Genomic DNA, 15792 nt, shown 5'->3' on the forward strand with positions numbered 1-15792 from the left:
AGATACTGATGAGGCTGAGACCATACGAGCATCAAGCTCACGAGATTCATCCTCCCACGACATGGTCACCCGAACAGGCCCATCTCCATGGGGGACTAAGTGAAGAAACTGAGCTCCCTCACGAGATACCTCTATGTGATGTACTTCTATCTCGTCATCACCAAAGGTCTGAGAATACCGCCCCACAACACCTGCTGGACTGAGCCCACTCGTATCAACCTCCGCCTGGTGAAGAAGAAGAGCCCGCTCTTTGGCAAGTGAACCCCCACCACTCGTACGAAGCTCTGGCGGCGGAGTCGAACCGCGTACCAAGGAAGACACATGTATTTCAGTACCCATCAACACAGATACCGAGAGAAATAAAACACAGAAAACAGACTGTAGTACCGCTCTTTTTTTCATAAAAACCATCCTTATTCCAGTAATTATAGAAGTTGCAGAAAACACAGGTTTATACCGAGACCGAAGGACCTCGTGCTTCTATACTCAGGAATAGTACGGAATTAAAAAAATACCGGACACACCGAAATAGGTGCATATACCGAAAATTCATTAAACCCTCCCACAAGTTTAATTGAGAAATTGTCACCATTAATTTACACAGAATATTCTCCCTCTGCTGAAAAAATATCCGTTCTGAAAATTTTATTCACAGAAAATTCTACGAGCGGTTACAAAAAGACACCTCTTCCGTTACATTTTCTCAAGGAGCGCTTTTCTGCAGGAAAAAACGTATATTTGCTCAAAGAGACCGTACTGATCTGGAAGGAACCTATGCATATATCTGAAATTTTGAAACAAAAAAACCACCCTCAGCTTTGAGTTTTTCCGCCGAAAACAGATCGGGGATTTACCAAGTTGTTCAACACCATCACCCAGTTACAGGACTTTAACCCAGATCACGTCAGTGTCACCTATGGCGCCGGTGGAACAACACGGAGCAAAACCCACGACCTTGTCTGCGAGATACAGAAAAAAACCAATCTTTCTGTTGTGTCTCACCTTACCTGCGTCGGACATAGTCGACAGGAGATTCGCGAACTCCTTCAAGACTACTCACAGAGCGGAATAGAAAACATTCTCGCCCTCCGCGGCGATCCACCGCACGGTGGTGCAAACTTTATCCCCGCTCAGGATGGTTTTGCCTATGCTGAAGAGTTGGTGGCATTTATCCGCCAAGAGTTTCCCCACATGGGCATTGGGGTCGCAGGGTTTCCCGAGGGGCATCCTGCATGTCCCAATCGGCTTAAGGAGATTGAGTATCTGAAACGAAAAGTTGATGCCGGGGCAGACTACATTTGTACGCAACTCTTTTTTGACAATCGCGACTTCTACGACTTCCGTGAACGCTGTGAACTTGCGGGCATTACCGTGCCAATCCTCGCAGGGCTTATGCCCATTACCTCCCTGGCAAATATGCGCAAAATTTCGGAACTTGCCTTGGGATCACGTATTCCGGCAAAACTGCTTAAATCAATTCATCGTTCAGAGGAATATGTTGAAAATATTGGTATTCACTGGGCAGCAGAGCAGGTAAATGACCTCCTTGAGGAAGGAGTAAAGGGCATTCATTTTTACACCTTGAATAAGGCAGAACAGATTCAACGGATCTGCTCTTCCATCGGCATTGTAGACTCCGACCAGCTCAATACGTGATACACGATCTCTACAAAGCCCTTCTTGAAACCTACGGCCAGCAGGGGTGGTGGCCCTTGGTGTCCCGCTGTCCGGAGAACGCCTATCATCCGGGAGATTATACCCCGCCACAGAGGGAGGAAGAACGCTTTGAAACCCTCTGTGGCGCCATACTTACTCAAAACACCACATGGGATAATGCACAAAAAGCGGTGCACGCCCTGCGCCGCAGTGGCATTCGCTCTGCAGCAACATTTCTCAAAACTCCACCTCGTGACATACAGCAATGTATTCGCCCTGCAGGGTATTACAACCAAAAATATGAATACCTCTACACCCTCCTGTGCTTCTTTCAAAGTATTGGCATGGCCTGCCCCACCCGCACAGACCTCCTCTCCCTTCGCGGTGTCGGTCCGGAAACAGCTGATACAATACTTCTCTATGCCTACGGCGAACCCTTCTTTATCGTCGATGCATACACCCGCAGAATACTCTCTGCATATGGAGCCATACCTTCCCATGCCTCATACCAAGCCGTCCAAGGCATCATTATGGCTGAGATCCCCCGAGATGTACGAGTGTACAATGAGTATCACGCCCTCTTGGTTGCCCATGGCAAGCGGTATTATCGGGGGAAACACAGAACGGCTGATCCCCTGAGGCAAATAATTCCATATCATACTTCTGACACATCAGATGATGGAGCTCTGTAAAAAAAGAGAGGCTGTACTTCCCCAGCGCATCCCGCTCTTCATGAAGAATACGAACTGCACGATCAGGGGCAATATACTTCCGTCGCCGGGGATGAGCCCGACGCTGGAGCCGAAGGAGGGCCTGCTCGACTCCTGAAACAGTGCCACTCCGCTCTAGAACGTCGTGCCGATGAAGTATGGAGAGAAATGATTCAGCCTGCTCGGGAAGAACTTCCCCATACCGCTCATAACTTTGCCACAGCTGGCGAACCACCCGATCCGGTGTTCCCGGAAAAAGTGCATTCCAGTGATTCCATAGAAAATAATCGAGCAAGACATCCACAATAACTCGTCCATACTGCCGATGAAAGGGGTCTAAGAGTGCAACCATCTTTCGCACATCCCTGTGAGTATCGGTAAAACGATCTATGCTGCGGTGGCACTCCATGCCGCGAAGAAACATATCCGCCACCTCTGTCCCCGGTCTACTCCGCACGGCATCGCAGAGCATATTTCCCAAGGCAAAGGAGAGACACCCCGGAGAAATAACTAAATGCCCGAATATATTCACGCCCGATTCCTCTCATAAAAAATTAGTACCCCTCCCATGGGAAATATATTTTACCCAAAAGAAAAGGATACGCAGTATGAATAACGATCAACTTCAAGACCAGGTGGACAGCATTCGCCAAACCTTCGGGTACATACGCGAGTTTCGTGGAGCAACCTTTGTTATTAAGATTGACAGCTCCCTCATTCAAAACGAAGACTCCTTTCCCGTTCTCCTTCGAGATATTGTTCTGCTTCATACAGCAGGCATACAGATTATTCTTGTTCCGGGAGCAAAACAGCGTATCGACCAAATACTTTCCCATTTTAACATCTCCTGTGCCACCGTAGGAGGGCGACGAATCTCCACCCCAGAGGCAATTCCCTTTGTAAAAATGGCCGCCTTTGATGTGTCAAACCGGCTTATGACGCTTCTTGCAGAAAACAAGGAAAATGCCGTGATTGGCAACTGGGTGCGCGCACGAAGCCTCGGCGTCTCTCAGGGCATTGACTACCAATGCACCGGCACTATTGACAAAATAGACGGGCCTGCATTGCAGAATGTCCTCGAGGATGAAGTAATCCCCATCATTCCCAACATCGGTTGGAGTCTTTCAGGCCATCCCTACAATATCTCATCGAACGAACTAGCCTATGAAATCAGCTGTGCCGTAAAAAGCGAAAAGCTCTTTTTTCTTACGGATGCCCCCCCCATCAGCAGCAGCACCTACAAGCTTCTTCCCGATATGGAAACAGACGAAGCAGGACGAATTTCCAGCCTATCCACAGACCAAATAGAACCCTTTATCTCTCTCAACACACACAAAGGTGTGTATGATACCAACATGGAACTGCTCACCTACGCCTCGCGCGCCAGCAAAAAGGGCGTAAAACGGGTACATCTGATTCATGGCTGCGATGACGGTGTTCTCTTACAGGAAATCTTTTCAAACCGTGGGGCTGGCACAATGATCCACCGTGATCTCCATGAGAATATCCGTCCTGCCCAGCATACGGATATTGCCGATATCCTGCGAATTACCGCCCCCCTCATAAAAGAGGGGATTCTTCTGCATCGCAGTTATGAAGATATTCAGAATGCCCTATCTGAGTATTACGTCTATGAGATCGATAAAACCCTCCACGGATGCGGCGCGTTGCGAAAATACTCTGACGGAAGCTACGAAATATACAGTGTTGCCGTAGATAAGAGTTACGCCTCTTTGGGCACGGGAAAGCAGTTACTATCCTACCTTACTGCGCGAGCAGAAGCACAGAGAGCACCACGGGTATTTCTCCTCACAACACAAACGATTGACTGGTTTCTCAACCTCGGATTTACCGAGGCACATCTTGCCGACCTGCCTGCGGAGAAAGCAGCGTCCTACAACCATGGAAGAAGTTCCCGTATTCTCATAAAAGAACTCTCTGCACCAAGGCAACGGCGCTGATGAACATAGCCCTCATAGAACCATTTTTTACCGGATCACATAAAACCTGGGCACAACAGTCGCAGAAACTGAGCAAAAACCCCATTGATATATTTCACCTACCGGGGATATTCTGGAAAAGTCGCATGAACACAGGGGCGGCCATCCTGGCAAAACAGTTCATGGATTCTCCCAAACAGTTTGATCGTATTATTGCAACAAGTATGCTCGACCTGCCCCTATTTCTCGCCTTAACCCGTAAGAAGTCTGCCCATATCCCCTGTTACTACTATTTTCATGAGAATCAGCTTGCCTATCCGTGGTCACCCAAGGACCGAGAAAAGCAACGCGGAACAGACATGCACTATATTCTCAAAAACTATACCTCCGCCTTGGCTGCGGACAAGGTGTTCTTTAATTCTGTCTACAATAGAGATTCCCTGCTACAAGGACTCACGTCATTCTTCCGGCGTTTTCCAGACACTTATACCTATGACCCGAATGAACTCTATGAAAAAAGTATGGTGCTCCCCATTGGAATACACCTCTCCCGCTTTGATCAACATAAAGAGACAAAACCCGAAAAAGCAACTCTTTTGTGGAATCATCGCTGGGAACCCGATAAAAATCCTCACGCCTTTGTTCGCTTGGTTGAGCGTCTCTACCACCACGGCCTTGATTTCAATGTCATCGTGGCCGGAGAACAGGCTGGTCATGGGCTTTCCGGGGCTTTTTCATCTCTCCCTGAGCTGCTTGGCCCGCGACTCATACATTTCGGCTATGCAAAAAGCTTTGCCCGGTATGCCCAACTTCTTCACCAGGCGACCCATCTTCCCGTGACCAGCACACAAGATTTTTTCGGTATTAGTATCATGGAAGCGGTATATTGTCGGGCGATTCCTTTTTTGCCAGATCGCCTTACCTATCCATCTCTTTTTAACAAAGAGCAGAATGAAGAATATTTTTATAAAAATGAAGATGATCTGTTTGAGAAAATATCCCATAGTATATTAAAGAGAAACGCGCTGCCCCATCTACGAAGATTCGCAGCCCCCTATGACTGGAAACATATTATCTCGCAATACGACCAACTTCTCAAATAAAGGACGGCTTATATGAGTATTATCGGTGCAGGTGTACAAACCTATGAATATACACGAAAGAATGTTCGTTTTCACGTGGACAGTCTCGGAGGAAAAATTCTCCAGGTGGAAGTTGATAACATCCCCTTACTCCATTATGATCCACAGGATATCAAGCATAGCGGTATCCCTCTCTGCCTTCCTTTTTTCGGCCCCTTATCCACGGGCAAACTCCCCCTCGATGGAAAGGAATACCCCCTGGGCCAGCATGGGTTCTTTCGTGATTGTGAATTTACCATAACAGAGGAAAAACAGTGTCTGCTCTGTACCCTAAACGCCTCCGAAGAGACACTTCGCATGTATCCGTATGACTTTACCTTTATTGCTCATTATGAACCAATACCTCACGGGATTAAAATGACCTTCTACCTAACAAACAGAGATACAAAGGTAATGGAAATTGCCCCGGGAGTGCATCCGTACCTGCGCGTGGAAGACCCCGAAGCAGTGTACATTACCACCGATGCCGACCACGGTAATAATAGTAAAAAGGCATTTAATACAGTTTCCCTTGCAGACTGTGACGATATCGACGTGGTGGAACACCGGCCGACCCATCGTACTATTCGAATTGCGAAGACTCCTGACCTTCACCTTATCGGGCATGGCCTTGAACATACCACTATTACCCCCGGAACAGATGCCTACACACTCCAGCTTTCCGCAGATATGAAAAAATTTAATCGTATGACCATCTGGCGTGATACGATTGATGCTCCCTACATCTGCGTTGAGCCAGCCTTTGAAGAAGATGCACTGCTTACCCATGAGGCGATTAAGCTCCACCCCAAAGAAACCTTTACCACCACGGTTATTCTCAAGAAGAACCAGTCCTAAGAAGTCACATGGCTCGTTGCTCCCCCTTGGGGAATTTCGCAGGCATACTATGACACGAAACTCAGCACGGGGGGCATACTATAGAGCTCCCCGACACTGACACGCCCAAACCACTCCCATACCAATGAATAGACACATGGAAGTGAACACCAGGGGAAGATTGGAAACCTCCCTTGGAGCAGTTGCCGGGGAATAGACGGGCTCTCCCCGTGGTACAGAGAGCTGATACGGAGGATATGCCAAGACCGCCTCAGGGTTAACATACCGTTTTCGAAACACCGTTTCCTGCTCCATAGGCCGGTGGGTTGTACGGGATGGGAGTGGCTCGGCTGCGCCATATCCCGACTCTTCTATTGCCGCATAGAGTTGCGCATCCCCCAAGACATCACTCCTGTTTTCCACAGGAACATCGGGGGTAATCCCTGTCCCGAGAAAAAGTTTCTCTTCAGCAGTTATATACGACTCAATACTTAATTGGACCATCCCATAGATCTCCCCCTCCTCGCCCATAATTTCCCAATACGTCTGTCCAAGAGCTTTCCCATAGGTCTGCTCTCCCACAACCAAACACCCTCGGGAATGACGAAGAGCAGCGGTAAAAAGCTCAGCAGCAGAGGCGGTGTGTTCATTAACCAAAAGGATAAACGTGCGTTCTGAGGCGACAGATCGTTTCTCTTCTGGATCAGGAAAAAGTGGTTCCAGATCAACCCTTGTCGGAGACTGGCGAAACTCTTTCAACACCAGGGTGTCCTGTGGTGCCAAAAAAAACGCGGCCATGCGACGAAGCTCTGCTACATATCCGCCGGGATTATCGCGAAGATCCAGAAGCGTAACCGATGCATCATCGGTGGCTTCCAAGGCGTTCCACAGCGCATCGGAGGAACGATCATTCATTCCGTCATTGCCGTGTAAGAAGGAGGAGATATAGATATATGCAAGGGAGGAATCAAGAAATGTACCATATACAGGAGGAAGAGAGGAGGTTGTGGTAGCTATTTCATAGGTCCTGCGTTCATCCCGCAGTATCTCAAAGAGATATGTTCCGCTGCTCTGTGTAAGAAGAGTGTATAGATCATACCTTCCCCGAAGTGGAATACTGTCTATCGCAAGAATTCGGTCATAGGGCTGAAGCCCCACAGCTGCTGCAGGACCGTCTGGAAACACCTCTTTCACATAGAGCGTATCTTCAAAAACACCCAGGCGCATGGAAAAGTGAGGCTCTGGTGAAGGGGGGTAAAACGATTCAAATAGGATTCCCGCTCGTAGGGCTCTATGAAAAAACTGTATGTACTTCCATGTAAGGTGTCATGAAGCGCATAGCAGAGGGCTCCGGGAGAGCTATACATATCGGGTGGGTCCAGGCGATTGGCAAAGAGAGCCCTATCTCGTACAAGGCTATACACAGCTGACAGAGTTTCAGCACTACGACTTGGCGCAGTGGGCTCGGAAAGGCTGCAGCTGCTGAGCACAAGAGCAAGCACAACAACTACGGCCATGAGGACTCTCCTACGACTCTTCTTCGGCCACCATTTTTCTCTGCAAGCGTGAAAGATTGACCCGCGCATCTCGGTAGCCCGGCTCAGTTGATATGGCTTGACGATAATACGAACGAGCACGTTCATACTCACCCATCTGCTCAAGGATAACCCCTGCATTATTCCATGCCGATACGTGGGATTCATCTACAGCCAAGGTCCTTTCATAGGCATCCAGAGCCTCCTGGTAGTCTCCATTGCGATGCAACGAAACGGCCCGCATATATAAAAACTGAAGGTTCTCAGGGGCAGTCTCCAAGGCGTTTTGGTAATACTTTGCAAGACGCCCAAACTCCTCTGCTTCAAGGGCCTGTTCAATACGGGTTGTGAGTATGGTCATGTTTAAGGGGTTGGCCCTGTAAGCCGCCTCCAGCATACTCATATCCCCTGTTTGAGTATATGTTATGTACAGGATGTTTGCGATTATTTCTTGTAAATTTATCTGACGATATCTCTCGATACGGGTAGTGGCAGCCACATCCATCTCGCCAAGAAGGCTCTGGGGCGGGGCAAGATGTGCCTGTATTGAGTCAAGGTAGAAGGGGTGTTGCTGATTACGCCCGGTATAGTAGGCCAATTCAGGGCGACGATCGCGTAGTACGGGAACATCCCCTGCAATCGCAGCAAGTTCCTCCGGCCCTGCCAAAAACCCTGCAAAAAAGGGCTCTTTCTGGTTAAGATAGACCGCGGGACCACCGTAGTGAGAGTAGGCAAGATCACGAAATACCATGGGTATGCGCTCTACGGTTTCTTTAAAAGATGACTCCACATTCGTAAAAGCTCCGCCTTTTCGTCCAACTAAGAGAAATTCCGCATCATTATACCACAAAACCGCATGGGGAAACACCTCAATAAAACTCTGTATAACCCGTTGATAGTACTCGTAATTAAAGGAGGCTAAGGGAATAAACTGTGAAACCACTCCTCCCTCGTTGAGACTTGTATAGAGATCTTCATAAAATTCCCGAGTATACAAATGAGCAACCCCTGGACGAAACACCTGTCCGGCCTCAAGAGAGATGAGGTCGAAGGTGCGCCGCCGATGCCGGAAAAAGCTCCGTCCATCCTCACTGAAAAAACGGACCCGATCATCGGCGGCCCATGATCTGGGAAAATGGGTTGTGATAATATGCTCTATGTCCTGTTCAATATCAATACAATACAGAGAGTCAACGGGGTAATAGAGAAACCGTTGAGCTGTTTGCCCAACTCCTGTTCCAACCAGAGCAATTTTTCGTGCATCCTGTGCAAGAATCATGGGTACATGGGCCGCCATGATTTGTCGATTTTTCTGTTTCTCACCTTGCCATAGATTATTACTGTACAGTTCGCGGTTTCCCCCGCGGTAATCAATCACTGACATAAGGGAGTGGGGGCTTTCGTACAGAGCGGTCAAACGCCCCCCATGAGTATCAACATACCCATGGGGCAGGGCTGTCTCCCACTGCTGATGTATATATATAAGAAAGGAAAGCACGAGAATAAAGACTCCCCCCGTAAAGATTCTCCGGGAAGGATGTATTCCAACCACGCACAGCAGGGCTGCGCCCATAGAAAGAACTAAGGCACCCTGTGTAAGACCGCGCACCCCCCAGAGAGCAAGGAAAACACCTCCAGCCCCCAATACTCCCACCACCGTGCCCAGAGAATCAGCAGCAAGAATTCGTCCCGTAGCGACCCCTGCCTGCCCCCCGTTTCTTTGTGTGTAGAGAGCTACTGCCACGGGGAAGGACAACCCCATGACACAGGTGGGCATAAAAAAAAGCAGAAAGGAGAGCCATATGAGTGAAAAGAGAGATTGCTCTGTTGTAAAGGGGAGAATCATCTCCGGCGGAAGAAAAAGAAAGCTCCCATGGTATAGGGCAAGAAGCATAAGGAGAATACTGAGACCGCGAAACCCCATCTTCTTTTGGAAAAGGAGGGACGCCATATTTCCCGCACTAAAGCCAAGAATAGCAACTGCCATAACCGTGGCGTACGTATAGACACTATTCTGTATGAGAATATCCATGAAACGAACCCAGAGAACCTCTGAGGTAATTCCCACAATCCCCAAAATAAAAAATACGGCGAGTAAGAGGAGGGGGGGCCCAGACACAGCATGATTTTCATTACCAAAATAACCTCGAGGCGCCACAGGAGCAGATGGGGTATCGCGACGAAGAAGCATGAATACAAAGGCAAGATGCACCACCCCGCACAGCAGAAAAAGATACCCAACACCCAGGGTTGGCAAAAATACTCCCGCCGTAAGAAAGACCCCGCAAAAGCCACCAAGGGCATGAAGCCCAGAAATAAGAGCGACGGCATGGCGCGTTGAATGTTTTCTGCTCCCATATGCAACAGAAAGGGGTACCACTCCGCCCATACAGAAAGCTGGAATAAGAATACAGCCCGCCATAAGAAGAGATTGAGCCCCCCGTAAAACCACGGGCATTTCTGATACCGCCGTATATACGAAGGTAAAAAGGTACTCCATCATACCGTAGATCAGGGGTGAGGCTAAGGCCCACCCCGCAATTACCAGTTCAATGCGACCATACACACCAAGGGGATTTTTTGTCCTACTGCCCTGGTTCCCAAAATGATGACTCCCAAGGGAAAATCCAACAAAGGACAGGGCCGTTATTACGCCAAAGGAAAAGAGCGTTGACCCAAATAAGAGAGATGACATATGGATCCATGTAAGTTGATACGATATATGAAGTACACCGGAAAGGAACACAAAGAGCAGCAACGGTAAAAACATACGATAGAATCCCCTTTAAAAGGAGAGCCTCAAAGAGGCTCTCCCAATTGGTTAATTACGAAGAAAACGCGAGGTTAATGCCACGGAGTTCTCTCTTTGATCGATAAGCTGTACAAAGTAGACACCTTGAGAAAGGCTCATCGAGGTAAGATAGATACGATGTTCTCCACCAAGGGAACGAACGTCACGGGTCTCAACGATACGCCCGGAAGCACTATAGATATTGGCAGTAAAATCGCCTTCGGGAAGATTGAACGCGAGAGCTCCTTGCTCAACACCGCGAAATTTCGTAGAACTCACAGATCCTGCGCGATCACTATCTGCAATGATCGACGTCTTAGGACCATCTGGATCAGGGTGCTCTTGTCCAGGAAGAAGTTTTGCATCTCCTAAATAGGGGTTCACACTCACTGACCAAGCTGTTCCGGCAGTATTCAATTTACGTGGAGCAATCCGTGGATTCGCCGGCCATGTAGCACCAGCAAGTGATTGCTCACCGTCATAATACTCTACGGCAAGGTTCTCGACACCCTCCTCTAGTTTTACAATTACAGAGATCTCATCCTTGTACTTGTCATCAATATCTTCAAAGGTAACCGCCAAACGGTACGCCTCTGCATCTCGGGATAGATCTACAGAAGAAATTGCATTGGCTACCATACGATACTTTACAACTTCCGTGGGGGTTTCCACGGCAAGACGATTTTCTTCCACAAGGTCAGTTAACCACGCTAAATGATCACGATACAGCTCTTGAGGAAGACCACCCCACCAGCCACCGACAGCAGGATTATTAATTTCATTCCAATCATCTACTTTGTTTACGGAGTGCAGCTCACGAATCATATACCCATTATTTTCAAGGATATTGTCTACCATTCCGTCAAGGGTAAGAAGCTGGTGCGGGTTGTTTCCATCATTATTAATAACGTCTGAAGTATCTCCGTTATTGATATAAAAGGCATCGTAGTCGATTGCATAGGGATGGAAGAAATCTCCATACATAGCTTCACCAGACTTAGCACCACCCCGTGCACCAACATACCCTGCTTCTTCCAACCATCCATGACTTGTCTCTGAATAGGAATCAAAGGGGTATACATAGTATTCAACAGATTTATTCGGGGCAAAATATGGGCCAAAACCGCCATCATGTTCCAAGATATAGTCATATACCATGGAGTCAACAATTTCTTTACTGGTTACAACATTTGAATACACTTGCGGATCTGAAAGGTTGTCACCCCAGGGACGGGTGAGCTGCAGCATGCAGACCCAGCCGGGTCGCCCTTGATCATTCTCCACAGTGGAATTAATGCGTTCTGGAAAATTATCTTCCAACCAGCTCGTCTCCATCCAGTTTGCTCCGGTTGGTGCAATATATCCACGGTTTTCCCCGCGGCCAGACTCATCTCGATAGTCATATTTAACATACACCGACATAATAGTATCTTCACCGCCGCCACGTGTTGACGGATAAAGGATTGTCTCATCAGGAACGGTAATATACACCTTTTCAGCTCCAGGCTGTGGCTGTATGTCCACATCTTCTGCGGATAACCCAGACTGTGGATCATAGCCAGTCCAGTACGACTGATCTTCCGTAAAAGTAATGCTCACCACCTCATTTTCAACTGTGTAGGTCTCTGGATTTGGCCAAATTGGCTCCCCATCATCTGCCGCATCGGGCCAGAGCGGGGCAACCACAAGACCTTCAAGCTCTTCGGGAAGCCATGGATCTTGTGAGGGAAGAGTATCTCCAGGCATAAACCACATCCATTGCTCCGCCGCGTTAGTATGATCATAGGAGTGATTTACCATCTCATGCCCATGACGAGTAAGCCACCGCATGGCCTCCCAATCTGTTTCGTCTGCGGGCTCCACAAAAACCCCCCAAGCGGTTTTGATCGTAGGAAATTCCTTGAGCACTTCTATGGCTGGCTCTATACACGCCTTGTACCCCAGGGCACCAATATCATCGTGAATTAGAGAATAAGCCCCTTCAGCACCGTCACGCCACGTGGGAACCACCGCCTCAAGAGGGGACATACTATTTTCTAAATCGTTGTTCCACCCGGTCCATTGGAACGTACCACCACGATTTGCTTCAAAGGAATTGATCAAGGTCCATGCCGATGTTCCTCCCCGTTCAGCAAACTCACCAGGCTCTTCTCCCTCTGTCCACCATTTCGCATACCACATTAGGGGCTCACCATTGAACTCACCATATATTACCGTATCACCAGCACCTTCTCGGTAACTTCCCTCATACGCAACCTCTGGATCCCATTCTTGAGGACTCTGCCAATTACTGCGTAAATTATTTGACTCACTCGGCGGGCGCCAATCTTGCACTGGAACCTGCTGCAATGCCTGATAGCACGCAAAGCTTACTGCGACAATACCGACAATAGCCAATCCTACCTCGGCAATACGTAACGATCGTACTGATCTGCTCATACATCCTCCTTAGAAGGTTATAAAACTCTCCCTTCGAAGATACTCCGAACCTCCTTGTGTTTTTACCCAAAAATATAGTGCAGAAACAAACAAGTGTCGTAACACACCTATTTTCACGTTTTTACAAAGACCTTACAAAAAGAAAACCCCATAAACATCTTCAAGGCTCAAAACCAACTTATTGTTCAGTATACACAGAGAAAGCCTCTTTTTACGCTCACCACCACACAAAGGCAACATGTGCCATAATGAACAAAATACAAGAAAAGAGTTCAAAAGCACGACAACTGCAAACTTTCCTGTGACAAATGCAAACCAAACAAGAGCAACAACTCGCCTTTTACAAACTCTTTAAAAAATGATACAAACCCTTATTAAAAGGGGGGTGCTGGAAACAAGTCTGTAAAAAACACACCTTTTCATTCGCTTTTTACACTTTTCCCTACTAGCACAGAGGGAGTGAACAAAAAACGAGGCAATTATTTATATTTTTTTGAGCATTTTACTGTTCTTTGTATAAATTATTGATGAGTACAGTTTTAACTTTATTTAGATGGAGGAATGGTTTATGGCTATTCTACACAAGAGCAAGGTCTTGGTATTACTGCTATTTGCAGCATCCTTTGTGCTTGCGCATTTACCAAGTCAAACAAACGCCCTTCTACAGTATGGTCCCACAGGACCACGGGGAAATCTCCGTACAGGGTTTTCAAACCGTGGTGAATGGAGCCCTGATGCTGAGTATGGTGGTGACTTTACAATTAACCAAGGTGATACAGTCCAGCATGGAGAATTCGAAGGACAGGATCTCTGGTGGTGGGCGAAATTTTACGCATCAGGTGCGGATGATGAGCCTGGACAATTCGCTCCCGGTGGCGGAACCTCTCCATGGGTATTAATCAACTCCGCCTCTGCCATTAACGATGGTACTGTTGACTACCAGTGGACCGGCTGGAATAATGATCTTGAAAACAGCATGAGTGGCCTTGATGCGGCCATACCTACATGGCGCGATGGGGCAGAAGGTGCATACGCCTTTACCCATGACGACATTGGTGCCATGCCCCTTGATCTTTCCGTGAAGCCTGCTATTGAAATGGCACAGGATTTTCCGGAAATTAAACAGGCTTGGGGTGTGTTCGTTGGTGAAATGAACCAGCGCGAGTGGGATTATGCCGTTGAAATGGTGATGCAAGGTCATGAGCTTTTTAACCACTCCATGGACCACAGCTCAGCCGCCGATGAGTGGCACTGGTTTCGTCCAAACACCACAGTTCCTGAACACGATCCGGCAATTCCTGAAGCAATTCGTGGTTTAGAAGTTGTCGGTACATGGAACGTTCGCGGGGAAGGTTCTGATTATACAGATGATCCTCAGTTTTCTCCTCGTAACACTCCCTTTGATATTGATTGGGAAACGCCCTATACAGGAACAATTGACCCTGATGCTACCACAGATCAAGGAAACGCGCAAACTCCGCTCGTTCTTGGAAACTCTTCCAGCGACTGGACAAATGACGGTGCTTGGGCAACATTTTACAATGATTTCGTAGAGATTGACGCAGATGTGTACTGGACGGGTCTCAAGCCCTCAACTGAATCTGGTGCAGTACGTGAAATCCGTATTATCGACGATCGTGTGGAAAAAATCACCCTTGAAGAAACAGGCCATGAAGTATATGTCGTATATACGAACGGCTATGACCCCGATGCGCCTTCACAAGAAGGGTATCTTATTTCAACCGACGTTGGATGGTTTGAACTACCAGACCTCATTAATGAATACCCTAACTACTACAACGGGTATTACATGGAAACCACGTGGGATGAAGATGCGGGTGAATCCATTGGCCCTGGTGGACAGGTAAGTGCTGTTGACCTCGGTTCTCCCGGGTTTCTTGCTCGAGTATGGGTACGTCGCGGATGGACTGCTGATGAGTTTGACCTCAACATTCGTCAAGCAAAAGAAGCAATTGATGAAAACGTATGGAGCCGTGTAGAGAATAGTGGTGAATACTTTAGACGTGGACGTCGGGATGCACATTACGGCTACCCCTTTGATATCTACTCAGAGGTTACTCACGACTCTCTGTATCAAGCAGGGTATACAACTGCTCGTGGTGGTGCTAAATCAGGTGTGCCAACACCCGGTGACTTCTTCCACCCCTTCCGTATCGACTTCGATGCCTTCTTTATTACACGGAATGACTGGACAGTGAACTCCGCAGGGGAAGAGTTTATCTACCCGAACAACCCCCACGTACTCATGGGTGCCAATGAGATGGTTGACTCCATCATCTCTCAGCGTGGATATATGATTCGTGAGCTCCATGCGGTTGCAGATATTCCCGATGGTGAGTGGTATAACGATGATCGCCCGGAGTTCTGGCCTGTTAATACTGTAGCTGCCGGTAAAGGTGGATGGTGGGGCGGTATTACCGTCAACCAGCTTCGACGCCACTATGAGTATGTACAGGAACGTATTGATGATCGTCGCTTGACCGTTTTCACTCCCACCGAAGCAGTGAAGTACAGAATTACGGCCAATGCCACTGAGTCAGCAACGGTATCGCGCAATGGGGACAATTACACCCTTTCTACTGAACTCAATCGCCCCGACCTTGACGAGCGCTATTGGGACGAGATTACGGTAATTGTATCTCTTGATGAGCCAGTTGACTCTCTCGCAGTGAAGTATCATACAATCAACGAAGAGTGGTGCCCCAATGGATCACCAAGAAGAAGACCACGTCAGATGGACAA

General features: G+C 48.0%; 10 protein-coding genes and 2 pseudogenes. 6 read left to right on the top strand and 6 right to left on the bottom strand.

All coding sequences use genetic code 11. The annotated features are described in order from the left end of the window. Positions 1–402: hypothetical protein (locus CALK_RS11015; protein WP_034638087.1), on the bottom strand; the 402-nt coding region annotated here is incomplete at its 3' end. Between the two features lie 372 nt (positions 403–774). Between CALK_RS11015 and metF the strand changes: the two are divergent. Together metF and CALK_RS13300 are read left to right on the top strand one after the other, a co-directional pair. Further along, positions 775–1656, top strand: a pseudogene (gene metF, locus CALK_RS11020) (methylenetetrahydrofolate reductase [NAD(P)H]). Further along, positions 1653–2348 (top strand): endonuclease III domain-containing protein, encoded by a 696-nt coding sequence (locus CALK_RS13300; RefSeq protein WP_022637750.1) that lies wholly within the window; start codon positions 1653–1655, stop codon positions 2346–2348. The pseudogene metF and the gene CALK_RS13300 overlap by 4 nt, the downstream one beginning before the upstream one ends. 49 nt (positions 2349–2397) lie before the next feature. Here the strand turns inward: CALK_RS13300 and CALK_RS13305 are convergent. Then, positions 2398–2838, bottom strand: a pseudogene (locus CALK_RS13305) (ACP phosphodiesterase); the annotation flags it as partial. A 136-nt stretch (positions 2839–2974) separates the two neighbouring features. On the opposite strand from CALK_RS13305, the gene argA reads away from it, so the two are divergent. The 3 genes from argA to CALK_RS11040 are packed head-to-tail and all read left to right on the top strand — an operon-like array spanning position 2975 to position 6285. Beyond that, positions 2975–4327, top strand: coding sequence for an amino-acid N-acetyltransferase (gene argA / locus CALK_RS11030; RefSeq protein ID WP_022637752.1), 1353 nt, complete (start codon positions 2975–2977; stop codon positions 4325–4327). After that, positions 4327–5409 (top strand): tRNA-queuosine alpha-mannosyltransferase domain-containing protein, encoded by a 1083-nt coding sequence (locus CALK_RS11035; protein ID WP_022637753.1) that lies wholly within the window; start codon positions 4327–4329, stop codon positions 5407–5409. Before argA ends, CALK_RS11035 begins: the two co-directional genes overlap by 1 nt. A 12-nt stretch (positions 5410–5421) precedes the next feature. Continuing rightward, complete coding sequence (locus CALK_RS11040; protein WP_022637754.1) at positions 5422–6285, top strand: aldose epimerase family protein; 864 nt, start codon at positions 5422–5424, stop codon at positions 6283–6285. 78 nt (positions 6286–6363) lie between these two features. On the opposite strand, the gene CALK_RS11045 is transcribed toward CALK_RS11040, so the two are convergent. The 4 genes from CALK_RS11045 to CALK_RS11060 form a co-directional block, all read right to left on the bottom strand. Then, complete coding sequence (locus CALK_RS11045) at positions 6364–7491, bottom strand: S41 family peptidase (RefSeq protein ID WP_022637755.1); 1128 nt, start codon at positions 7489–7491, stop codon at positions 6364–6366. Continuing rightward, positions 7455–7781 (bottom strand): hypothetical protein, encoded by a 327-nt coding sequence (locus tag CALK_RS11050; protein WP_022637756.1) that lies wholly within the window; start codon positions 7779–7781, stop codon positions 7455–7457. Before CALK_RS11050 ends, CALK_RS11045 begins: the two co-directional genes overlap by 37 nt. Before the next feature lie 10 nt (positions 7782–7791). Further along, on the bottom strand, positions 7792–10494 hold the full coding sequence (locus CALK_RS11055; protein WP_162146742.1) for a fused MFS/spermidine synthase: 2703 nt from the start codon (positions 10492–10494) through the stop codon (positions 7792–7794). Between the two features lie 126 nt (positions 10495–10620). After that, entirely contained in the window at positions 10621–13029 is a 2409-nt protein-coding gene (locus tag CALK_RS11060) for a hypothetical protein (RefSeq protein WP_022637758.1), read from the bottom strand. A 568-nt stretch (positions 13030–13597) separates the two neighbouring features. Between CALK_RS11060 and CALK_RS11065 the strand changes: the two genes are divergently transcribed. After that, a partial coding sequence (locus tag CALK_RS11065; protein WP_034638091.1) for a hypothetical protein occupies positions 13598–15792 on the top strand: 2195 nt, incomplete at its 3' end.

The sequence above is a fragment of the Chitinivibrio alkaliphilus ACht1 genome (assembly GCF_000474745.1).
Taxonomy (GTDB): Bacteria; Fibrobacterota; Chitinivibrionia; order Chitinivibrionales; family Chitinivibrionaceae; genus Chitinivibrio; species Chitinivibrio alkaliphilus.

Coding starts and splice junctions, on each gene's coding strand:
- argA (WP_022637752.1), top strand. CDS start 2,975: ATGAATAACGATCAACTTCAAGACCAGGTGGACAGCATTCGCCAAACC.
- CALK_RS11035 (WP_022637753.1), top strand. CDS start 4,327: ATGAACATAGCCCTCATAGAACCATTTTTTACCGGATCACATAAAACC.
- CALK_RS11040 (WP_022637754.1), top strand. CDS start 5,422: ATGAGTATTATCGGTGCAGGTGTACAAACCTATGAATATACACGAAAG.
- CALK_RS11045 (WP_022637755.1), bottom strand. CDS start 7,491: ATGCGCCTGGGTGTTTTTGAAGATACGCTCTATGTGAAAGAGGTGTTT.
- CALK_RS11050 (WP_022637756.1), bottom strand. CDS start 7,781: ATGGCCGTAGTTGTTGTGCTTGCTCTTGTGCTCAGCAGCTGCAGCCTT.
- CALK_RS11055 (WP_162146742.1), bottom strand. CDS start 10,494: ATGTCATCTCTCTTATTTGGGTCAACGCTCTTTTCCTTTGGCGTAATA.
- CALK_RS11060 (WP_022637758.1), bottom strand. CDS start 13,029: ATGAGCAGATCAGTACGATCGTTACGTATTGCCGAGGTAGGATTGGCT.